Here is a 21,763-nt window from a genome sequence, read left to right on the forward strand (position 1 = left end):
GGGGTGACGCAAAGCTCTTGATCACCGGGGCAGGGCGGGGCCGGGTGGGGGTGGGGTTACGGGGTGGGGCGGGTCTGGGCGAAGGCGACGAAGGCGGTCAGGGACTCAGGGTTGGCCAGGGCACCCTTCGCGGCGGCCGACTCCACCGGGGTGCCGGTGAGGATCTTCTTGACCGGCACCTCCAGCTTCTTGGACGACAGGGTGCGCGGCACCGCCCTGACCTGGTGAATTTCGTCGGGGATGTGCCGGGGCGACAGGGCGGTACGCAGCTCGCGGGCGATCTTCTTCCGCAACGCGTCGTCGAGTTCCAGGCCCTCGGCGAGCACCACGAACAGCAGCAGCTCCCCCGCACCGCCCTCGTCGTCCTCCAGGTGCACCACGACCGAGTCGACCACCTCGTCGAGGCCCTCCACCACCGAGTAGAACTCGGCCGTGCCGAGCCGTACGCCACCCCGGTTGAGGGTGGCGTCGGAACGGCCGGTGATCACGCAGCCGCCCCGCTCGTTGATGGTGATCCAGTCGCCGTGCCGCCACACCCCGGGATAGACGTCGAAGTACGCCTCGGCGTAGCGGCTGCCGTCCGTGTCATTCCAGAACCCCACCGGCATGCTCGGCATCGGCGCGGTGATCACCAACTCGCCCAGTTCGCCGAGGACCGGGGTGCCGTCGGAAGAGCGGGCCTCCACCTTCGCCCCGAGCGCCCGGCAGGTGATCTCCCCGGCGTGCACCGGCAGCAGCGGCACCCCGCCGACGAAACCGGTGCAGACGTCCGTCCCGCCGGACAGGGACTGGAGCTGAAGGTCGGTGCCGACCGTGTCGTACACCCAGGTGAAGCCCTCGGCGGGCAGCGGCGCGCCGGTGGAGCCGACCCCGCGCAGCGCGGACAGGTCGGCGATCTGCTTCGGCACCAGGCCGGACTTGCGGCAGGCCAACAGGAACGGCGCGGACGTGCCGAAATAGGTGGTGCCGGTCTCCTCGGCCAGCCGCCACAGCGCACCCAGGTCAGGGTGGCCGGGGTTGCCGTCGAACAACACGATCGTCGCCCCGACGGCCGGCCCGGAGACCAGGAAGTTCCACATCATCCAGCCGGTGGTGGTGAACCAGAAGAACCGGTCGGCCGGGCCGAGATCGTGGTGCAGGGCCAGCATCTTGAGGTGTTCGAGCAGGATGCCGCCGTGCCCGTGCACGATCGGCTTCGGCAGCCCGGTGGTGCCCGAGGAGTAGAGCACGTAGAGCGGATGGTCGAACGGGACCGGGGTGAAGGTCAACGACTCGTCGGTCTCCGCCGCCAACTCGGCCCAGCTCAGAGCATCCTGCGGTACGTCGGCGGTGCCGCTCGGGTGCAGATAGGGGACGTGGACGGTGCGGGTCAGCGACGGCAGGGCGGCCCGGATGGCGGCCACCTCGGCCCGCCGGTCGACCGGCTTGTCGCCGTACCGGTATCCGTCCACGGCCACCAGGACCTTCGGGGCGATCTGCTGCCAGCGGTCGACGACACTACGGGTGCCGAACTCCGGGGCGCAGGACGAGAAGATCGCCCCGAGGCTGCTGGTCGCCAGCAACAGGACGTACGTCTCGGGGATGTTCGGCGCGTACGCGGCCACCCGGTCCCCGGCGGTGACGCCGAGCCGGCGCAGCCCGGCCGCCACCCGGCGGACCTGCTCCCGCAGCTCGGCGGCGGTCAGGGTGACCGGCGGGCGGGTCTGGGAGTGCGCGACCACCACCGGGTCGTCGTCGGCCCGGCCGGGCATCCGCAGCACGTTCTCGGCGTAGTTGAGCGTCGCGCCGGGGAACCACCGGGCACCGGGCATAGCCGCATCGCTCAGGGTCGCCGTCGGCGGAGTGTGCGCCACCACCGCGAAGTAATCCCAGATCGAGCGCCAGAAGGCGTCCAGGTCGGTGACCGACCACTGCCACAGCGCGTCGTAGTCGGCGAAGTCCAACCCCCGGTGCTCCCGCAGCCACCGCAGGTAGCCCCCGATCCGGGACCGTTCGCGTACGTCCGCCGGCGGCGTCCACAGCACGTCACCCACCGCTCCACCCTCCCTGAGGCCCCACACGGCACTGTGCCCGGCCATGCCGCCATCTTGCCTACCTCGCAGCGCCATCATCCACACCGGGGCCCGACACGGAAACGTGCCCCGCGCACACAATCCGTCCCCACCTGCACACACAGCCCTCCCGAGCCGGGCGGGCTCGGGCCGGGAGCCGGACCCGACTCGCGCCGGGCTCGGGCTCAGGCTCGGGCTGGGCTGGGGCTCGGGCTGGGCTGGGGCTCGGGCTGGGCTCGGTGATCAAGAGATTTGCGTCAGTCTCGCGTCGGATGTTGACGCAAACCTCTTGATCACCGGGACGAGGGCGGGCGGGGAGAGCGGGAGGGGAGGGCCGGGGAGCGGGTGGAGGTCAGGAGGCGCGATGGGCTTGGATGGCGCGGCGTTTGGCGAGGCGGTGGGCGCGGCGGATCTCGGCTTCCTTGTAGCGGCGTTCGTCCTCGGCGGTCTCCGTGAGCACCGGCCGGACCGCCCGGGGCGCGCCGCCCACGTCCACCCCGACGAAGACCAGGTACGCGGTGGCCACCCGGACCGGTTCCTCCTCGGCCGAGTCCCACCGCTCGGCGACCACCTTCACGCCCACCTCCATCGAGGTGTTGCCGGTCCAGTTGACCTGGGCGTGGGCGTGCACCAGATCGCCCACCCGGACGGGTTCGGAGAAGACGATCTCGTCGATCGAGGCGGTCACCGCCGTACCGCCGCTGTGCCGGGCCGCCGCCGCCCCGGCCACGTCGTCGACGAACTTCATCAACACCCCACCGTGCACGGTCCCGTACAGATTGACATCGACAGCGGTCATGATGCGACTCAGCGTGACCCGGGAGTACGACGTCGGCTTGCCGGCAGGGGTGGTGGGGTGCTCGGTCATGGCAGAAACGGTACGGTGCGCCAATGCGACATCTCTGGAGCTTCCTCGCCGGGTTGGTGGTGGCGCCCGTCACGTGGGTGTTGATCACTCTCGGGCAGGACGGGTCGGGCCGCACCGTGGACCGCTGGGTGGAGATCGGTACGTACAGCACGGCCAACCTGATCGAGCCGGCCGTCTACCTCGGCGTCGCCGGCATCCTGCTCGGCCTGGTCGGCACGTTGCGCACCTCGCCGGTCGGCCCGCTCGTCGCCGGGCTGCTGCTGGTCACCCCGTACGTCGGGATGTTCATCGCACCGTTCACCGTGCTCGACCGGATCCCGAGCGACTGGAAGGTGCTCGGTGACCCGCTGCCGCTGCGTCAGCCCGTGCAGGACGGCACCCTGTTCCTGATCGGCCTGCTGCTGCTGGTGGCCGTGTTCAGCGCCCAGCGGTGGCGGCGCTGGCCGCAGCCGGCGACCGGCGCGGAACCGGCCCCGGCCGACGACGACGCCCCGCCGCCGCCCAGTTTCGCCACGAGCGACTGGCCGCCGCCCCCGCCGGCCCGCAGTGAGCCGGACACGGCCCCGCTCACCCTGGGCTACCCCGATCTGGACACCCCCACCGAGCCGCTGCCCCGGCGGACCAGCAGCGAGTCGCCGTGGTCCGCGCCGCCGCGCTACGGCGCGAAGCCGGAGAACAGCACCGACAACCGTTGACGTCGCCGGGTGGGCCGGACTGGAGCCGGCCCACCCGCACCACGATGATCACGGCCGGGTCGCTGTCAGGATGGCCCGGCTCCAGTCCGGCGCCGACCACCTGCGCGGCAGGCGTCCGCCACGGAGGAGTTACGCGTCCGCCCGTCAGTCCTTGAGGAGTTGGCGGGCCATGACGATGCGTTGGACCTGGTTGGTGCCTTCGTAGATTTGGGTGATCTTGGCGTCGCGCATCATGCGTTCGACGGGGTAGTCGCGGGTGTAGCCGTAGCCGCCGAGGAGTTGGACGGCGTCGGTGGTGATCTCCATGGCGGCGTCGGAGGCGAAGCACTTGGCGGCGGCGCCGAAGTAGGTGAGGTCGGCGTCGCCGCGTTCGGACTTCCCGGCCGCCGTATACGTCAACTGGCGGGCGGCTTCGAGTTTCATGCCCATGTCGGCGAGCATGAACTGCACCCCCTGGAACTCCGCGACCGCCTTACCGAACTGCTTGCGCTCCTGCACGTAGCCCTTGGCGTAGTCCAGGGCGCCCTGGGCGATGCCGACGGCCTGGGCGGCGATGGTGACGCGGGTGTGGTCCAGGGTCCGCATCGCGGTGCCGAACCCGGTGCCCTCCGCGCCGATCATCCGGTCGGCGGGGATGCGCACGTTGTCGAGGTAGACCTCCCGGGTGGGGGAGCCCTTGATGCCGAGTTTCTTCTCCGGCGCGCCGAAGCTGACCCCGGGGTCGGACTTCTCCACCACGAACGCGGAGATCCCCCGCGACCGGGCGGCCGGGTCGGTGACGGCGAACACGGTGTAGAACTCCGACACCCCGGCGTTGGTGATCCACCGTTTCACCCCGTTGAGGACCCAGTGGTCCCCGTCCCGGACCGCCCGGGTGGACATCGACGCCGCGTCACTGCCGGCCTCCGGCTCGGACAGGCAGTACGAGAACATCGCCTCACCCGCCGCCACCGGCGTCAGGTAACGCCGCTTCAACTCCTCCGACCCGGCCAGCAGCAACGGCATCGTGCCCAGCTTGTTCACCGCCGGGATCAGCGACGACGAGGCGCACGCCCGCGCCACCTCCTCGATGACGATCGCGGTGGCCAGGGCGTCCGCGCCGGCCCCGCCGTACTCGACGGGGATGTGCGGGGCGTGGAAGTCGGCGGCCCGCAGCGCGTCGTACGAGGACTTGGGGAACTCCCCCGTCTCGTCGGCCTCGGCCGCGTGCGGGGCCACCTTGGCGGCACAGACCTCGCGGACCGCCTCGCGGACCGCGTCGTGCTCCTCGGGCAACCGGTAGACGTCGAACGTCTGTTCTGCGGCCATGTCGGCCCTCCCCTTTCACCGCTATCATGCGCAGTCTGTGTGCCGTCTCCAGGCCGCCGACTGCCGCAGACTGAAGGATAGCCATCGTGGTTCCCCACCACGTTACCGGCCGGTAGGATCGTGCCGGGCAGGCGTCGACAGCGCACAACTACGCTGACCGAACGACAGGTTTTCCATCGGTGCCCGGCCAGGCGCCGCAGCCGATTGCGACGCAGTGAAGCGCCGCCAGTGCGAGCGGAGAAGACAGGCGTGACGATCCCGTACCCGAACATCCAGCCGGCGCCGACCATCTCCCCGGTGGCGCCCCCCTCGGGTGCGCCGCGTCCCCGGGTGACGTTCCTGGGCACCGGCTACCTCGGCGCGACGTACGCCATCTGCTACGCCGAACTGGGCTACGAGGTGCTCGGCTTCGACGTCGACGCCGACAAGATCGCCAAGCTGAACGCGGGCGAGGTGCCGATCCACGAGCCGGGCCTCGACGAGCTGCTGCGGCGCAACCTGGCCGCCGGCCGGCTGCGGTTCTCGACCGACATCGCCGAGACCGCCGAGTTCGGCGACGTGCACTTCATCTGCGTCGGCACCCCGCAGCGGGCCGACGGCATGGGCGCCGACCTGTCGTACGTCGAGGCCTCGGTGACCGCCCTGGCCCAGCAGCTCACCCGCAAGGCGTTGATCGTCGGCAAGTCCACCGTGCCGGTCGGCACCGCCGAGTGGGTGGAGCAGCTCGTCGGCAAGCACACCCCGGACGACCTGGGCGTCGAGGTGGCCTGGAGCCCCGAGTTCCTCCAGGAGGGCTTCGCCGTCGACGACGTGCTGCGCCCCAACCGGATCGTGGTGGGCGTCAAGACCGAGTGGGCCAACGCCATGCTCTACGCCGCCCACAAGGGCGTCTTCGACCTGGCTGCCACCGAGGACCGGGAGGTCCCGCTGGTGGTCACCGACTTCGCCACCGCCGAACTGGTCAAGGTCGCCGCGAACGCCTTCCTGGCCACCAAGATCTCCTTCATCAACGCGATGGCCGAGGTCTGCGAGGCCAGCGGCGGCGACGTCACCCAGCTCGCCCGCGCCATCGGCTACGACCCCCGGATCGGCAACCGGTTCCTCCAGGCCGGACTCGGCTTCGGCGGCGCGTGCCTGCCCAAGGACATCCGCGCCTTCCAGGCCCGCGCCCAGGAGTTGGGCGCCGGTGAGGCGCTGCGCTTCCTGCACGAGGTCGACCTGATCAACCTGCGTCGCCGCACCCGGGTCCTCCAGCTCGCCGCCGACCTGCTCGGCCGCCGGTCCGGCCCGGCCGGCCCCGACTTCTCCGGCACCCGGATCGCGGTGCTCGGCGCGACCTTCAAACCCAACACCGACGACGTCCGCGACGCCCCGGCCCTCGCCGTCGCCGCGCTGCTCGCCAAGGCCGGCGCCGACGTGCACGTGTACGACCCCCAGGGCACCGAGAACGCCCGCCGGGTCGCCCCCGAACTGGTCTACGAGTCCAGCGTGAACGACGCCGTCTCCGGGGCCGACCTGGTCTGCGTACTCACCGAGTGGGCCGACTTCCGCAACGCCGACCCGGTCGCCCTCGGCGAGCTGGCCGCCGGCCGTCGGGTCGTCGACGGCCGCAACTGCCTCGACGCGGCACTGTGGACGCAGGCCGGCTGGGAGTACCGGGGCATGGGTCGCCCCTGACGACACCGCGACGCGCCGGCGCGGGAGGTGATCCTCCCCGCGCCGGCGCGTTTTTTGTACCCCTAACGGAGCGGCAGGTGTCGAAATCCACGCCCGCTCAGGGCATGCTGCGTGGGGGCGGCGTCCACAGTGCGTCCGGCCGGGTGGAGGGATGTCGTGGAGAGCTTCCAGTGCTCCTCGTGCGGGCGGCAGATCAAGCCGGCGGCCCGCTGCCCCAACTGCGGGGCCGAGCAACCGCAGTGGCGCGAACACCTGGCCGAGATCGAACGCTCCATCGCCGAGATGAAGGCCCGCGACGCCGAGATCGCCCGGGAGCAGCGGCAGATCGCCGCCAAGATGCAGGCCGCCCTCTTCCAGCGGGACATCCTCGCCCACGCCGGTGAGGAACGCATCAAGCAGGCCACCCGGCCGCGCCGGGTGCTGCGCCGCAAGGCGGACCGGCGACCGCCCACCGCCACCGCCGGGGCACCGCCCCGGGTGCCCCGGCAGGGTGCCCCCACCGGGCCGGCCGGCCCCGACGAACCACCGCTCCCACCGCCGTACCGGACGGCCACCTGGCTGGGTGCGGACAACCCGGAGCACCCGGCCGAGGCGTCCTCCCGCGAGGTGCAGAACATCCCGCTCGGGCTGGGCGCGCTGGTGCTGGCCGTGGCCGCGGTGGTCTTCGCCGCCGTCGCGACCAGCTCGATGGACGCCCTCGCCCGGCTCGGCATCCTGCTGGTCGCCACCGTCCTGCTGCTGCTCGCCCCGCCGGTGCTGGCCCGCCGGGGGCTGACCTCCACCGCCGAGACGATCTCCACGGTCGGCCTGTTGCTGGTGCCGCTGGCCGGGTACGCGCTGTGGGCGGTCGACCGGATCGGCGCGTCCGGGGCGGTCTTCTCCGGGGTGATCTTCGCGCTGACCACCGGCGTCGCCCTCGCCTACGCGCTGGGCACCGGCCTGCGGGCTCCCCGGTTCGCGGCGGTGCTGGCCGCCCAACCCGTGGTGCCGCTGCTCGTCTACGAGTGGATCGGCGGCCCGACCGGCTGGGCGGTGGTGCTCACCGTGGTGGCCGTGCTCGACCTCGCGCTGGTCCGCTCCGGCATCATGCGGGAACGGCCGGCCGCGCCGGAATCCACCCCCGACCGGCCCGCCGGGCCGCCCCGGCAGCGGGTCGCCCCGGACGGCCGGCCGGAGGGGGCACCCGAGGAGTCGGGCGAGGTGCTCGACGCCACGGCGGCCACCCCGGACAGCGTCCCCCGGCCGGTGCCGTGGCTGGCCCAGACGACCTGGCTGCTGCACGGGGTGGCGGTGGCCCTCGCCCTGGCGTACGCGGTCACCGCGCTGCTGCGGGCGCAGACCGTACCGGCGGCCACCGCTGCCGGCGCGGCGCTGCTGCTGGCCGCGGCGGTGGGCCTGGCCGGCACCCTGCTGCTGCGCCGCGCACCGTTGCCCGACGTGGGCGCCGGCATCCTCACCCTGGCCGTGATCGGCGCGCTGGGACGGGTCGCGTCGGTGGCCTTCCCGGGCCGGGCGCTGCTGCTGATCGCCGCGGTCATCACGGTGACCGGGCTGGCCGTGCGGGCCGTACCGGAAGCCGCCCGGCGGGGGCCGCAGCTCGCCTCCGCGGCGGCGCTGACCGTCAGCGGCCTGGTGGTGGCCGGCGGTGCGCTGCGGGCCGGGCTGGCACCGGTCCAGGCGGCGCTGCCCGCCTGGCGGGCCGACCTGACCGCGTTCCCCGGCGAGGTGGCGGCGGCGGCCGGTCCGTCCGCCGGGCAGCTCGCCGCCAGCGCCCTGCTGCTCACCATCGCGGCGGTGCTCGCCCTGCCGCCGGAGATCCGCCGCGAGTTCGCGGTGGTCGGCGCGGGGCTGACCGCGCTGGCGGTGCCCGCCTCGCTGGGTCTGGGCTGGGCGGCGGCACCCTGGCCGATGGTGCTGGCGGCGGTCGCGATCGGCGTCGCCGGGCTGTGGGCCGGCACCACCCGGGCGGCCGTGGTGCACGCCGGAGCCGCCACCGTGGTCGGGTTCCTCGGGGCCGGTGCCGCGCTGAGCCGACCGGCGCTGACCGCCGCCGCCCTGGCCGTGCTGATGCTGGCCGGCGTGCTGGTGGCGCTCGCGCCCCGGGTCCGGATCGCCCCGGCCGCCGCCGACGTCCTCTCCGGCTGGGCGGCCGGCGGCGCGTCGCTCGCGCTACCCGGCGCGGTCACCGCGTTCGTCGCGGCCACCGAGCCGTCCGGGCCGGTGCTCACCCCGGCGGTGCTGCGGGAGCTGACGGTGCCGATCCTCGCGGCGGGGTTCCTCGCCGTCTGCGTCACCCTCGGCTATGCGGCGATGATGCAGGTGTCGCAGCGGCACCTGAGCCTGCCGCACGCCGTCGGCACCGGGCTGGGTGCGCTGGCGGTGATCGGGGCCGCCTTCTTCGCCCCGGGCCGCACGGCCGCCGACGCCTGGCTCGGCGGGCTGGTGCTGATCGCCACCGTGCTGCTGCTCTTCGCCGGCCGGATCGACGCACGTCGCCGCTCGGATCTGGCGTTGGACGGCGCCGACCTGGCCGCCGCCGCCGTCACCACGGCGCTGATCGCCACCCTCGCCCGGATCACGGCGGTCATCTCACCCGGCGGGCAGCTCGCGGTCGCCGCCGTGCTGGTGCTGGTGGTCGCCGTCGCCGCGCGGGCGATGCCCGAGGAGTGGCGGCGCGGGCCGGTGCTCGGCATCGCCGTCGGCGCCGCCCTGATCGGGGTGCTGGCCGGCTGGTCGGCGCTGCGCGGCGGGGTGGGTGTGCTGGCCACCCCGGGTCCGATCTGGGCCGGTGACCTCACCGGTTGGCCGGCCGCGCCGACCGGCGGCTCGACCTGGCAGGCTCCCGTCGCGCTGGCGCTGCTCGCGCTGGCCGCCGCGATCCTGCTCCCCACCCCCTGGAAGTACGACGTAGCCGGGGTCGGCGTGGTGCTGGCCACCGTCGGCGTCCCGGCCGCCTTCGACCTGCCGTGGTGGTCGCCCGTCCTGGTGGGGCTGACCGTAGCCACCGTCTTCGGTACCGCCGCGGTGGCCTCCGCCGACCCGCGTGCCGGGCTGTCCCGGGCCACCGTGGCCGGGGTGGTCGCGCTGCACGCCGCCGGGGCCGGGCTGGTGCGCCCGTGGACGACCGCGCTCGCCCTGGGCGGCATCGCGCTGATCGGCCTGACCGTGGCGGCGATGGCCCGGTCCCTGGCCCCCTCGCTGGTCGAGGACGTCGAGACCGAGGGGATGCCGCCGCACCTGGTGCAGATCGGTGGTCTGGCGACCGCCGCCGCGCTGCTCGCGCTCCCCGGCGCGGTCGCCGCGCTCGCCGCCGAGTTCGGCCACGGGGCGCAGGTGGTGCTGACCGCCGCGCTGGCCGCGTCCAGCTTCGGGCTCGCCGCGGTGGCCGCCGTCCGCCGGCAGGTCCCGCAGTATCTGCCGTACGCGAGCGCGGCGGTCGCCGGCGGGGCGACCGTCAGCGCCGTGGCCGCCATCTTCGTCGACCTCCCGTCCGGGGTGTTCGCCGCCGCGGCGGCGCTGCTCGGGGTCCTCGCCGAACTGGTCCGGGCGGCGACCGTGCCACCGGTCGGGTCCGCCCAGCCGGTACGTCGCTGGGCGGTCCTGCTGGACGGCGCGCTGCGCCGGCTGCCCGACGACGGCACGCAGCGACGCTGGCGGATCGACCCGGCCGCCGGGGCGCTGGCCGCAGCGGCCGTGCCCACCGTGCTGGCCCTGATCTCCCTCGCGCCGCTGCTGTTCGTGGCGCTGGTCGAGCCGCACCGGATGCTCGCCCACGTCTGGCAGGGGCCACCGCCGCAGTTGCGGACCCCGCCACCGGAACTGGTCGACCCGACACACGTGCTGACCGCGCTGCTGCTCACCGGCACCGCCGCGCTGGCCGCCACCGGCCTGGCCGGTGGCCGCCGGTCCCGGGCGGTGCCGGTGGTGCTGCCCGGTCTCGCGGTGACGCTGCTGATCACCCCGATCGCGTTGGGCATGGCCTGGCCGCAGAACGCCCTGGCCGCCCTCGCCGTCTTCACCATCTCGATGCTGGGGCTGGCGTTGACCCCGCCGCCCCCGCTGGCCGAGCGGGCCCGGTCGCTGCGGCTGGCCCGGGTGCTGGTCTTCGTCATCGGGTTGGCCGGTGGTGGCGCGGGGCTGGCCGGCAGTCTCGCCAGCGAGGGGCTGACCCTGTTCACCCTCGGTGGCGCGGTCGGCGTCGGGGTGGTCGCCGCGCTCTTCGGCACCACCGGGCGGGCCCGCATCCTCGGCTGGCTGTTCGCCTCGCTGATGGCGCAGCTCTTCGTGCTCACCGCCGGTCTGGTGGCCGGTTTCCCCGCCGTCTGGTCGGCGTTCGGTGTGCTCGCGGTGGGCGCGGCGTTGCAGGTGTTCGCCGCGACGCTGCCCCGGCTGCGGCGACCCGAGGCGCACCGGGAAGCCGCCACCGTCGAGTGGAGCGGGTACGCCGCAGCGCTCATCGCCCTGGCGCTGGCGTTCGACTCGCCCCGGCACATCGCCGCCCTGCTCGCCGCCTGGGGCGCCGTGCTGGGGGTGGCCGCCGTCCGGCCGGGGCGGCGACCGGTGGAACGCCGCATCCTGTTCTGGGCCGTGGTCGCCTGCGAGATCGTCGCCTGGTGGATCATGATGCGGGTCGCCGACGTGGCGCTGCCCGAGGCGTACACGTTGCCGTTCGCGGCGCTCGCCCTGCTGGTCGGCATCCTCGAACTGCGCGACCGCCCCGACCTGTCGAGCTGGGTGGCGTACGGCCCGGCGCTGGTCGCGGCGTTCGTGCCGACGCTGGCGATCGTGCTGGCCACCGACTCCAGCATGCTGCGTCAGGTGCTGCTGCTGCTCGGCGCGGTCGCGGTGCTGGTGTACGGCTCGACCAGCCGGCAGCAGGCCCCGGTCATCGTCGGCGCGGCGGTGACCGCGATCGCGGCGGTGCACGCCCTGTTCAGCCTCGGCCCGTGGCTGGTGCTCATCCCGGTCGGCCTGGTCCTGCTGGTGCTCGGGGCGAGCAACGAACGCCGCCGCCGCGCCCAGGACCGGCTCCAGACCGCCCTGCGCTCCATGCGTTGAATCGGAGGGTCACGGCGGGGTCGGACGTGGTCGGGCTCGGTGAGCCAGGTGGTCGTGGGCGGGCGCATCGCGGCCAGGGGTGGACCGGGCGGTCACGCCCCGGCCGGAACAGCCCGGGGCCGGGCACGGTGATCGACTCGCCTGGGACGACGTTGCGGTATCGACGGGGCCGGATACCGCAACATCGGCCCCATTGCGCGGGCTGCCTGGCCCGAAGGGCGGCCCCGCCTCGCGGGCGGTCCCGCCTCAGGGTCAGGTCAGGGAGGCGCGGAGGGCGGCGTCCTTCTCGGCGACCAGGTCCTCCAGATCGGCCTGGAAGGAGACCATCCGGGCGCGCAGGGCCGGGTCGGTCGCGGCCAGGATGCGGACCGCGAGCAGGCCGGCGTTGCGTGCGTTGCCGATCGACACGGTGGCCACCGGGATCCCCGCCGGCATCTGCACGATGGACAGCAGCGAGTCCATCCCGTCCAGGTGCTTGAGCGGCACCGGCACCCCGATCACCGGCAGCGGGGTGACCGAGGCGACCATGCCGGGCAGCGCGGCGGCTCCGCCCGCCCCGGCGATGATCACCTTGAGTCCCCGGTCGGCGGCGTCCCGGCCGTACTCGATCATCTTGACCGGGGTGCGGTGCGCGGAGATCACCGCCACCTCGTACGGGACGTCGAACTCGTCCAGGGTGGCGGCGGCGGCCTTCATCACCGGCCAGTCCGAGTCGCTGCCCATGATCAGCCCGACGGTGCTCACCCGTGCCCCTCCCGCAGCCAGCGGGCGGCCCGCGCCGCCCGCGCCCGTACGTCGTCCAGGTCGTTGCCGAGCACCGTGACGTGCCCGATCTTGCGGCCGGGTCGGACCTGCTTGCCGTACAGGTGGACCCGGGCGCCCGGTTCGGCGGCGAAGAGGTGGTGCAGCCGCTCGTCGAGGGAGATCCCGCCCGGCTCACCGCCGAGCACGTTCGCCATCACCACCACCGGGGCGGTCAGCGAGGTGTCCCCCATCGGGTAGTCGAGCACCGCCCGCAGGTGCTGCTCGAACTGCGAGGTCCGGGCCCCCTCGATGGTCCAGTGCCCGGAGTTGTGCGGGCGCATCGCCAGCTCGTTGACGACCAGCCCGGTGTCGGTCTGGAACAGCTCCACCGCCAGCAGGCCGACCACGCCGAGCGCGGTGGCCAGGTCGATGGCGAGCTGCTGGGCGGCGACGGCCGACTCCTCCGGCAGGCCGGGCGCGGGGGCGAGCACCTCGACGCAGATCCCGTCCCGCTGCACCGTCTCCACCACCGGATACGCGGCGACCTGTCCGAACGGCGAGCGGGCCACCTGCACGGCCAGTTCCCGGCGCAGCGGCACCCGCTCCTCGACGAGCAGCGAGGTGCCCCCGGCGAGCAGGGTCGCGGCCAGTTCGGCGGCCTGCCCGGCGTCGTCGACCAGCCACACGCCACGCCCGTCGTAGCCGCCCCGGGCCGCCTTGAGCACCACCGGCCAGCCGTGCTCCGCGCCGAAGGCGAGCAGGTCCGCCGGGTCCTCCACCGGCCGCCACGCCGGGTTGGGGGCACCGAGCGCGCCGAGCCGTTCCCGCATCACCCGCTTGTCCTGGGCGTGCAGCAACGCGTCGGCGGGCGGGAACAGCTTCACCCCCTCGGCGGCGAGGGTGCGGATGTGTTCGGTCGGGACGTGCTCGTGGTCGAAGGTGACCACGTCGCAGCCCTTGGCGAAGGTGCGCAGCGCGGCGACGTCGGTGTGGTCGCCGTACTGCACGTCGGCGGCGACGAGCGCGGCACCGTCGTCGGGGGCGAGTGCCAGCACACGCAGTGACTGGCCGAGGGCGATGGCGGCCTGGTGGGTCATCCGGGCCAGTTGGCCGCCACCCACCATGCCGACGACGGGCAGACCGGTACGGGAGTCCATAGCGCCGCCAGCCTAACCGGGCCGGCCCGCCGGTCGACCCGAGGGCCACCCGTCCCTGGCCGGCGGCCGTCACCCGGCAGCCCGGAGCCCGGCCGGACCGGGGCCAGGTGGATCATCAGCGTGGAACGGCCGCCGGACGACGCAGGCTACTCCGGCGGCCGACGGCCCGCCGGAGTAGCGCCGATCAGTCAGGTGAGCTGGGCGACCAGGTCCTCGACCGAGGTCACCGGGCGCTGGCAGACGAACCCCCGGCAGACGTACGCGGTGGGCCGCCCGTCGAGCAACGGCCGGTCGGCGAGCAGCGGCACGCCGGGCTGGTCGGGCCGGCCGGCGACCACCACCGCGCCGGGTGGGGCGTGCCGGTGCGCGGCGGCGACCAGCGGGTCCCCGGTCGGGTCGTCGGTGACCACCGCGATCTCGTACGGCCCGGACAGCAGCGCCTCCCCGGTGGTGGCCGCGTACCCGGTGAACCGGGCGTGCCGGCCGACGATCGGCGCGACGGTCGACAGGGCCGCCTCGGCCGCCTCCCGGTAGCGGGTCTCCCCGCTCAACGCCGCGTACGCGGTCAGCGCCGCCGCGATCGCCGACCGGCCCGACGGGGTGGCGTTGTCGGTTGGGTCGGCCGGCCGGGCGACCAGCCGTTCGGCGTCGTCGGCGGTGTCGTAGAACCCGCCGTCGGGCGCGGCGAACCGGGCCAGCGCGACGTCGAGCAGGCCGCCGGCCAGTTCCAGCCAGCGTCCCTCGCCGGTGAGCTGGTGCAGCGCGCAGAACGCCTCGGCGACGCAGCCGTAGTCCTCCAGCACGCCGGCCGGTTCGCCGACGACGCCGTCCCGGGAGGCCCGCCGCAGCCGACCGTCGACCAGGTGCACGTCGGCCAGGTGGGTGGCGGCGTCGCGCAGCGCCCCGTCGGCGACGATGGCGATCCCGTCCATCAGGTTGGCGTCCTCGTCGTCGGAGGTCACCCGGATCGCGACGACCTGGAGGAACTCGACGAGCGCGGTGATCGCCAGGCCGTTCCAGGCGGCCACCACCTTGTCGTCGCGGGCCGGTTGGGGGCGGGTGTCCCGGGCGGCCAGCAGCCGGCCCACCACGCTGCGCCAGCGGTCCCGGATCTGCGGGTCGGCGTCGTCGACGTCCCGGGCCAGCCGCAGCACGCTGGTGCCGGCGGTGCCGTGCCCGGCCGCGTCCGCGCCGCCGTCCGACGCGGCGGCCGGGCGGGGTTCGAAGGTGCCGACCTCGGTGACGTCGAACAGGTCGGCGGCGAAGCGGCCGTCGTCCTCGCCGAGCACCTCGACGAGCTGCGCCGGGGTCCAGACGTAGGTGAGGCCCTCCACCCCGTCGGTGTCGGCGTCGAGCGCGGAGGCGAAACCCCCGCCGGGGCGGTGCAGTTCGTCGGCGAGGAACCGGGCGGTGTCCCGGGCCACCCGGCGGGCCAGCGGGTCGCCGGTGAGCCGCCACAGCTGGGTGTAGACCCGCAGCAGCAGGGCGTTGTCGTAGAGCATCTTCTCGAAGTGCGGCACCGTCCAGTGGGCGTCCACCGAGTAGCGGGCGAACCCGCCGGCGAGCTGGTCGTGCAGGCCGCCCCGGGCCATCGCCTCGGCGGTGTGCCTGACGATCTCCAGGCTGCGCGCCGAGCCGGTCCGTTGGTGGTGCCGGAGCAGGAACAGCAGGTTCATGTGCGGCGGGAACTTCGGTGCGCCCCCGAAGCCGGCGTTGGTCTCGTCGTACTCGGCGGCGAGCTGGTCGGCGGCGGCGTCGAGGAGTCCGGCGGTGAGCGGGGCGGTGGGGCCGCCGACGGCCTGGGCGCCGCCGATCGCCTCGACCACCGCGGCGCCCTGCCGCAGCACGGCCTCCCGCTGCTCCCGCCACGCGGTGCCGACCGACTCCAGCAGCCGGACAAAGTTGGGCTTCGGGAAGTAGGTGCCGCAGAAGAACGGGGTGCCGTCGGGGGTGGCGAAGACCGTCATCGGCCACCCGCCCTGGCCGGTCATCGCCTGGGTGGCGGTCATGTAGACGGCGTCGACGTCGGGCCGTTCCTCACGGTCCACCTTGACCGCCACGAAGCCGGCGTTGAGCAGCGCGCCGACCGTCTCGTCCTCGAACGACTCGTGGGCCATCACGTGGCACCAGTGGCAGGCGGCGTAGCCGACCGAGATGAGCACCGGGACGTCGCGCCGTTTCGCCTCGGCGAACGCCTCGTCGCACCACGGCCACCAGTCGACCGGGTTGTCGGCGTGCTGGAGCAGATACGGCGAGGTGGCCTGGGCGAGTCGGTTCACCCGACGACCCTATCCACCGCCGGGCGCACCCGCCGGGGCAACCGTCCCGCCGGAACCGGGCCTTCCCTCGTTCACATTCATCGTCTTTGATCTGTGCGGGTGCGGTGACCGGCACCGCCCTGCGAGGAGGTATCCATGCGCGGTTCCCGTCTCCTGTCGGCACTCACGTCGGTCGCGGTGGTCGCGGCGGTGTTCAGCACCGCCGCCCCCGCCTCGGCCGCCGTGGACCCCGGCACCCGGGTCTCGGCGACCACCGTGGTCGGCACGCACAACGCGTACGAACGCGGGACGTACACCTATCTGGCGCAGGCGCTCGACGCCCGCCCCGGAATGATCGAGCTGGACGTCTGGCCGGACATCATCACCAAGCAGTGGCGGGTCAGCCACTCCAACCCGCTGGGCAACGACAACAACTGCGTCGCCGCCTCCACCCCCGCGCAGCTCTACACCGGCACCCGCAACAAGAACCTGGAGCACTGCCTGGACGACATCCGGCTCTGGTTCGACGCCCACCCCGACACCGGGCCCCTCCAACTCAAGCTGGAGCTGAAGACCGGCTTCAGCAGCCGTACCGGGCAGGGGCCGGTGCAGCTCGACGCGGTGCTCGCCGCCCGGCTGGGCAGCCGGGTGTTCCGCCCCGCCGACCTGCGCGGCGGGTACGCCACCCTGGATGCCGCCGCCCGCGCGAACGCCTGGCCGACCCGGGGGCAGCTCGCCGGGAAGGTGATCGTGGAGCTGATCCCCGGCACCGTCGAGGAGGGCAACCCCACCGACACCCTCTGGACCGACATCGAGTACGCCCAGCACCTGGCCGGCCTGGCGGCGGCCGGCACCCTCGGTCAGGCGCAGGCGTTCCCGGCGGTGCACCGGGCCCAGTCCGGCGACCCGCGCACCAGGTACGCGGACACCGGCCTGCGCCCGTGGTTCGTCCTGTTCGACGGCGACGCCAGCGCGTACGTCACCGGCGGCATCGACACCTCCTGGTACGACACCAATCACTACCTGCTGGTGATGACCGACGCGCAGAACGTCCCCCCGGCGGTCGGCAACACCGACGTCACGGCTGCCCGCGCCCGTCTCGCCCAGCTCGCCGCCGCCCACGCCAGCGTCGCGTCGGCCGACTGGGCGGCGATGCCGACCGTGGTCGGCGAGGTGGTCTCCCGGGGCTGACCGACCCGCCACGCCCGCCCCGGACCGGCCGGCGTTGCTCACCATGTCGTCGATGTAGCGGTATCCCGGTGCCGGGATACCGCTACATCGGCACCCTTGAGTCGATCACGACCGACCGACCGACCGACCGTGCCGGCGGCCGGGCGGGGCCGTGCCGGGCCTGCGGGGTACGGCGCGGTCAGGAGACGCCGTCGGCGCGCAGCGGGAAGACGTTCGACTCGGCGGAGTCGCGCAGCGAGCCGAGCACCGCGCCGATCTTGTCGGCGGGCATCGGCTTGAAGAAGTGGTAGCCCTGGGCGGCGGTGCAACCCAACGCCACCAGCGCGGCCCGCTGCTCGGCCGTCTCCACCCCCTCGGCGACCACCCGCAACCCCAGCTCGTGGGCGAGCCCGACGGTGGCCCGGACGATCGCCGCCGCCTCCGGCGAGTCGGCCATCCGAATCACGAAGGAGCGGTCCACCTTCAGCTCGTCCACGGCGATCCGGGTCACGAACGACAGCGACGAGAAGCCGGTGCCGAAGTCGTCGACGGCCAGCTGGACGCCCATCCTGCGCAGGTTCGCCAGCACCTCGTCGATCACCTCCAGCTCGCTCATCACCACCGTCTCGGTGATCTCCAGGACCAGCTTGTGCGGCGGCACCTGGTGCCGGCGCAGCGCGTCGGCGATCTCCGCCGGCAGCCGGGGGTCGAGCAGGCTGCGCGCCGACAGGTTCACCGAGATCGGCACGTCCAACCCGTCGCGGGCCCACCCGGCGGCCACCGACAGCGCCTTGTCCAGCACGTACCGGGTGAAGGTGCCGAGCTGTTCGCTGTTCTCCACCGGGCGGATGAAGTCGGCCGGGCCGAGCCAGCCCCGCCGGGGATGCTGCCAGCGGATCAGCGCCTCCACCCCGGTCGGCGCGCCGGTGGCCAGGTCGACCGCCGGTTGCAGGGCCAGCACCAGCTGGTCGTCGGCCTGCAACGCCTCCCGCAGCTCGGCCAGCAGGGCCAACTGGTCGGTGCTGGCGGCGTCCCGGGTGCTGTCGTACGCGGCGACGCTGCCGCCGCCCTCCTTCGCCTGGTACATGGCGATGTCGGCCCGGCGCAGCAGCTCGGTCAGGTCGGCGCTGCCCGCCCCGGCCACCACCACCCCCACCGAGACCTCCACCGACATCCGCACCCCGGCCACCTCGGTCGGCGCGGCCAGCCGCTCGGCGATCTCCCGGGCCTGCCGCAGCGCGTACGCCATCGGGGCGGCCCGGTCGCCGATCACCGGGACCGACGTCAGCAGCAGCGCGAACTCGTCGCCGCCGAGGCGGGCGAGCAGGTCACCGGGACGGGCCAGGGTGCCCAGCCGGTTGCCGGTGAGCCGCAGCAACTGGTCACCGGCGGCGTGCCCGAGGGTGTCGTTGACCTCTTTGAACTGGTCGATGTCGAGCAGCAGCAGGGCCACCGGGTGATCGTGGGCGAGCTGCCGCAACGCCTGGTCGCCCTTGCTCAGCATGGCCGTGCGGTTGGCCAGCCCGGTCAACGCGTCGTGCACCGCGTCGTACGACGAGCGGGCGCTGACCAGCCGCAGCTCCCGGTGGGTGGCCGCGTCGTGCAGGGCGGCGGCCAGGGCGTCGGAGTACGCCGCCAGCGCGTCCCGTTCCCGGTCGTCGGGCGGCCCGGAGACGGGGAACCGGACCCGGATCTGCCCGACCTGGACGTCCCCGACCACCAGCGGCCGGACGAGTTCGTGGGCGTCCGGGGTCGCCGCCGCGGGTGGCCCGGCCTGCCGGTCGCGGACGCGGCCCGACGAGTCACCCCGGTAACGCCGCCACCGGCCGTCGCCCCGGGCCACGTCGACGTCGACCAGGTCCGCGCCGAACAGGGCCAGCGCCCCGGTCACCGCGGCGGTGGCCACCCCCCGCTCGTCGAGCTGGTTGAGGGCGGCGGTGGCCTCCGCGAACGCGCGCCAGGTGCGCTGCTCCTGGTCGGCGCGCAGCCGGTGCCGGTAGGTCTGCTGGAGCAGCCAGAGCAGCGGCGGGAGCAGCAGCAGCCACCGCGGGTCGATCTCCAGCAACGCCACCACGACCAGCCCGACCAGCACGTTGCCGACGAACATCAGCACCTTGCCCCGCAGCGCGACGAGCAGTGCCGGGCCGACCGCCACCCCGTGCCGCAGGGCCAGGGTGGCCCCGCCCAGCCCGGCGGTGGTGAGCAGGTAGGTGACCGCACCGGCGACGAGGGCGGGCACGAGCGTCGGGGTGGGACCGGCCAGGAACGGCTCACCCAGCGCGGTGGCGACGACCACGGCGAGCGCGGTGGCCGCGGTCAGCGCGGCGGCGATCCGGACCAGCTCCACCGGGGGACGACGGTCGGCGGCCAGCGACATCGCCGTCCAGGCCGCGCCGGTGCCGAGCAGCGCGGCGGCCGGCAGCCAGCCGGCCGGCGCCAGGTAGAGGCAGACGATCAGGGCGGCCTCGCCCCAGGTGATGCTCACCATGCCGGTGGCGGTGCGGAACCGCAGCCGGGCGAGCTGGGCCAGGGCGAACACGGCGGCGACGATGCCGAACCGGGCGACGGCCGGGAGCGGGTCGTCGGCCGGCAGGGCGGTGGGCAGGCGCAGGCCGACCAGCACCGCCACCAGGGCGGTCACCGTCACGGCGAGGGTGAGGACGCGCACCCGCAGCGGAGTCTCCGGCGGCGTCGACCCGTCGTCGGACGCGCCGGCCCTGCCGGAGGTCACCGCCCGGCTCCGTCCGCGGGGCCGTCGACGGCGCGACGGACGAACGCGGCTACGACGGTCATGGCACCCCCTCCCGCGCACGGCTCAGGGACTTACGTCCCCCGGCGGAAGGCTAAGCCAATCCGGGTGGCCGCAACAGGGGGCGACGACCCGGATCGGCGTGATTCACGCTTCGGTCACCCCTCTCAGGGCTGCTGGTGGCCGCTGGACGGGTTCGTACGTGATTCCTGCCCCGTCGTCCCGTCCGACGGGCCGGTTGCCGACGAATCGGTCCCGACCGGACCACCCTGGTGGGGGAACCGCTCGGGCAGCCGGCGCAGCCGGGCGTTCATGTTGCGGATGAGCAGGACGGTGGCGGTGCCGAGGAGCACGATGAGGAAGAGGCCCATCGGCCCGGCCAGGCCGCCCGTGCGGGTGTCCCCGAAGTTGTTCTCCGCGAGCACCTGGACAGCGTTCAGCATGGTGTCTTCTCCGATGTGCGGTGGAGTGTCAGCGTAGCCCCGCACCCGGGTCACCCGGCATGGACGGCTTCGCGTACCCCGGCGAACAGGTCGGATTCCGGCAGCGGGGAGTCGACCGTCGAGCGGACGAGCTGGAAGTCCTCGGTCGGCCAGGCGCGCTGCTGCAGCTCCATCGGCACGTGGAACCAGAAGCCGTCCGGGTCGACCTGGGTGGCGTGGGCGCGCAGCGCGTCGTCACGGACCGGGAAGTACTCGGCGCACTCGACCCGGGTGGTGATCCGGGGGCCCTTGTCCGGCCGCTCGTCCCACCGCTTGAGCCAGTCCTCGTACGGCGAGGTGAGGCCGGCGGCCAGCATGCCCTCGTGCAGAGCGGTGATCTTGCCCTTGGAGAAGCCGATGTCGTAGTAGAGCTTCAACGGCTGCCAGGGCGTGCCCAGCTCGGGGTAGCGGTCGGGGTCGCCGGCCGCGTCGAACGCCGCCACGCTGACCCGGTGGCACATGATGTGGTCGGGGTGCGGGTAGCCGCCCTCCTCGTCGTAGGTGGTCACGACGTGCGGACGGAACTCCCGCATCAGCTTCACCAGCGGCCCGGCCGCCACCTCGACGTCCTGGAGGGCGAAACACCCCTCGGGCAGCGGCGGCAGCGGGTCGCCCTCGGGCAGGCCCGAGTCGACGAAGCCCAGCCAGGCCTGCTCGACGCCGAGGACGGCCCGCGCGGCGTCCATCTCGGCCCGCCGGATCTCGCCGATGTTGGCCCACACCTCGGGGCGGTCCAGCTTGGGGTTCAGCACACTGCCCCGTTCACCGCCGGTACAGGTCACGACCAGCACGTCCACCCCCTCGGCGACGTACTTCGCCATGGTGGCGGCGCCCTTGCTGGACTCGTCGTCCGGGTGTGCGTGCACGGCCATGAGACGCAGCTTCTCTGCCAACGTGGGCGCTCCTCGTCTGTGCCCGTCGGCGGCCCGCTCCGGGTCGCTCGCCCGACCTGCCGTGGTGACCTGCCGGCGCGGTTGCCGACCTGCCGGGCCGGGCTCGGCCCCGGGCTGGGAAGATGGACCCTGTCATTCTTGCCGATGCCGCCGACAACAACGCCAGGAGATACCCGCCGGTGACCGAGACGCACGCCACAGTTCCCTCGGCCGCGCCGGTGTTCCCGCCCGGCCGGTACGGACGCCGACGGGAGCCCGAGCGCCGTCGCCCCCTGCTGCGCTGGGTGCTGGCGGCGGTCCTGATCGCCGGGTTGGTGCTGGCCTCGACGCAGCTCTACCAGCGCTACGGCGACCCGGAGTACAAGCCCGAGGTGATCACCTACACCGACGTCGACGACACCGGCGTCCGGGTCGACTTCCGGGTGACCGTGCCCGCGGGCGGCGCGGCGGTGTGCCTGGTCCGGGCCCGCTCGCACGCCGGGGCCGAGGTGGGCCACGAGGAGGTCACGGTGACCGCGGCCCCCGGCCAGCGGCACGTCACCACCCGGCACCGGGTCACCACCACCGAACGCCCGTTCATCGGCGAGGTCGTCCGCTGCCGTCCGGCCGGCTGAACGGCGACGGGACCGGGTCCCGCGTCCCGGCGGGCCGCC

The 21,763-nt window shown here is 74.0% G+C and carries 14 protein-coding genes; 5 read left to right on the plus strand and 9 right to left on the minus strand.

Annotated elements, in window-relative coordinates:
- Positions 1–56: 56 nt before the first annotated feature.
- Positions 57–2,033 (minus strand): acetoacetate--CoA ligase, encoded by a 1,977-nt coding sequence (locus tag ACN265_RS26725; protein ID WP_421410367.1) that lies wholly within the window; start codon positions 2,031–2,033, stop codon positions 57–59.
- A 370-nt stretch (positions 2,034–2,403) separates the two neighbouring features.
- Positions 2,404–2,919, minus strand: a complete 516-nt coding sequence (locus tag ACN265_RS26730) for an acyl-CoA thioesterase (RefSeq protein ID WP_204928266.1) — start codon at positions 2,917–2,919, stop codon at positions 2,404–2,406.
- A gap of 23 nt (positions 2,920–2,942) precedes the next feature.
- Here ACN265_RS26730 and ACN265_RS26735 point away from each other — a divergent pair, with 23 nt between their 5' ends.
- Positions 2,943–3,614, plus strand: coding sequence for a hypothetical protein (locus ACN265_RS26735; protein ID WP_421410368.1), 672 nt, complete (start codon positions 2,943–2,945; stop codon positions 3,612–3,614).
- A gap of 144 nt (positions 3,615–3,758) precedes the next feature.
- On the opposite strand, the gene ACN265_RS26740 is transcribed toward ACN265_RS26735, so the two are convergent.
- Positions 3,759–4,922: an acyl-CoA dehydrogenase family protein gene (locus ACN265_RS26740; protein ID WP_421410370.1), complete on the minus strand. Its 1,164-nt coding sequence runs from the start codon at positions 4,920–4,922 to the stop codon at positions 3,759–3,761.
- A 249-nt stretch (positions 4,923–5,171) separates the two neighbouring features.
- Here ACN265_RS26740 and ACN265_RS26745 point away from each other — a divergent pair, with 249 nt between their 5' ends.
- Positions 5,172–6,599, plus strand: a complete 1,428-nt coding sequence (locus ACN265_RS26745; protein WP_204928269.1) for a UDP-glucose dehydrogenase family protein — start codon at positions 5,172–5,174, stop codon at positions 6,597–6,599.
- A gap of 156 nt (positions 6,600–6,755) precedes the next feature.
- Positions 6,756–11,657, plus strand: a complete 4,902-nt coding sequence (locus tag ACN265_RS26750; protein WP_421410373.1) for an SCO7613 C-terminal domain-containing membrane protein — start codon at positions 6,756–6,758, stop codon at positions 11,655–11,657.
- Positions 11,658–11,909: 252 nt separating this feature from the next.
- Here ACN265_RS26750 and purE read toward each other — a convergent pair whose 3' ends face one another.
- The 3 genes from purE to ACN265_RS26765 form a co-directional block, all read right to left on the minus strand.
- Positions 11,910–12,401, minus strand: a complete 492-nt coding sequence (purE, locus tag ACN265_RS26755; RefSeq protein ID WP_204928271.1) for a 5-(carboxyamino)imidazole ribonucleotide mutase — start codon at positions 12,399–12,401, stop codon at positions 11,910–11,912.
- Positions 12,398–13,558: a 5-(carboxyamino)imidazole ribonucleotide synthase gene (locus ACN265_RS26760; RefSeq protein WP_357931756.1), complete on the minus strand. Its 1,161-nt coding sequence runs from the start codon at positions 13,556–13,558 to the stop codon at positions 12,398–12,400. Before ACN265_RS26760 ends, purE begins: the two co-directional genes overlap by 4 nt.
- A 188-nt stretch (positions 13,559–13,746) precedes the next feature.
- On the minus strand, positions 13,747–15,837 hold the full coding sequence (locus ACN265_RS26765; protein WP_421410377.1) for a thioredoxin domain-containing protein: 2,091 nt from the start codon (positions 15,835–15,837) through the stop codon (positions 13,747–13,749).
- Between the two features lie 135 nt (positions 15,838–15,972).
- Here ACN265_RS26765 and ACN265_RS26770 point away from each other — a divergent pair, with 135 nt between their 5' ends.
- A complete protein-coding gene (locus ACN265_RS26770; RefSeq protein WP_421410380.1) occupies positions 15,973–17,007 on the plus strand; it encodes a phosphatidylinositol-specific phospholipase C domain-containing protein in 1,035 nt (344 codons plus the stop codon).
- Positions 17,008–17,185: 178 nt separating this feature from the next.
- Here the strand turns inward: ACN265_RS26770 and ACN265_RS26775 are convergent, their stop codons facing one another.
- The 3 genes from ACN265_RS26775 to mca form a co-directional block, all read right to left on the minus strand.
- On the minus strand, positions 17,186–19,660 hold the full coding sequence (locus ACN265_RS26775) for a putative bifunctional diguanylate cyclase/phosphodiesterase (protein WP_421411635.1): 2,475 nt from the start codon (positions 19,658–19,660) through the stop codon (positions 17,186–17,188).
- Between the two features lie 242 nt (positions 19,661–19,902).
- Positions 19,903–20,178, minus strand: a complete 276-nt coding sequence (locus ACN265_RS26780) for a hypothetical protein (protein ID WP_204928275.1) — start codon at positions 20,176–20,178, stop codon at positions 19,903–19,905.
- A gap of 50 nt (positions 20,179–20,228) precedes the next feature.
- On the minus strand, positions 20,229–21,110 hold the full coding sequence (gene mca / locus ACN265_RS26785) for a mycothiol conjugate amidase Mca (RefSeq protein ID WP_420117590.1): 882 nt from the start codon (positions 21,108–21,110) through the stop codon (positions 20,229–20,231).
- A gap of 179 nt (positions 21,111–21,289) precedes the next feature.
- Between mca and ACN265_RS26790 the strand changes: the two genes are divergently transcribed.
- Positions 21,290–21,724, plus strand: a complete 435-nt coding sequence (locus ACN265_RS26790) for a DUF4307 domain-containing protein (protein WP_421410384.1) — start codon at positions 21,290–21,292, stop codon at positions 21,722–21,724.
- Positions 21,725–21,763 lie beyond the last annotated feature (39 nt).

Origin of the sequence: Micromonospora sp. WMMD730, assembly GCF_049178955.1 — a bacterium.
GTDB lineage: Bacteria > Actinomycetota > Actinomycetes > Mycobacteriales > Micromonosporaceae > Micromonospora > Micromonospora wenchangensis.

Excerpts from the sequence above, each read along its gene's own strand:
- ACN265_RS26740 (WP_421410370.1), bottom strand. The coding sequence starts at position 4,922 with ATGGCCGCAGAACAGACGTTCGACGTCTACCGGTTGCCCGAGGAGCAC.
- ACN265_RS26735 (WP_421410368.1), top strand. The coding sequence starts at position 2,943 with ATGCGACATCTCTGGAGCTTCCTCGCCGGGTTGGTGGTGGCGCCCGTC.
- ACN265_RS26770 (WP_421410380.1), top strand. The coding sequence starts at position 15,973 with ATGCGCGGTTCCCGTCTCCTGTCGGCACTCACGTCGGTCGCGGTGGTC.
- ACN265_RS26780 (WP_204928275.1), bottom strand. The coding sequence starts at position 20,178 with ATGCTGAACGCTGTCCAGGTGCTCGCGGAGAACAACTTCGGGGACACC.
- ACN265_RS26730 (WP_204928266.1), bottom strand. The coding sequence starts at position 2,919 with ATGACCGAGCACCCCACCACCCCTGCCGGCAAGCCGACGTCGTACTCC.
- ACN265_RS26760 (WP_357931756.1), bottom strand. The coding sequence starts at position 13,558 with ATGGACTCCCGTACCGGTCTGCCCGTCGTCGGCATGGTGGGTGGCGGC.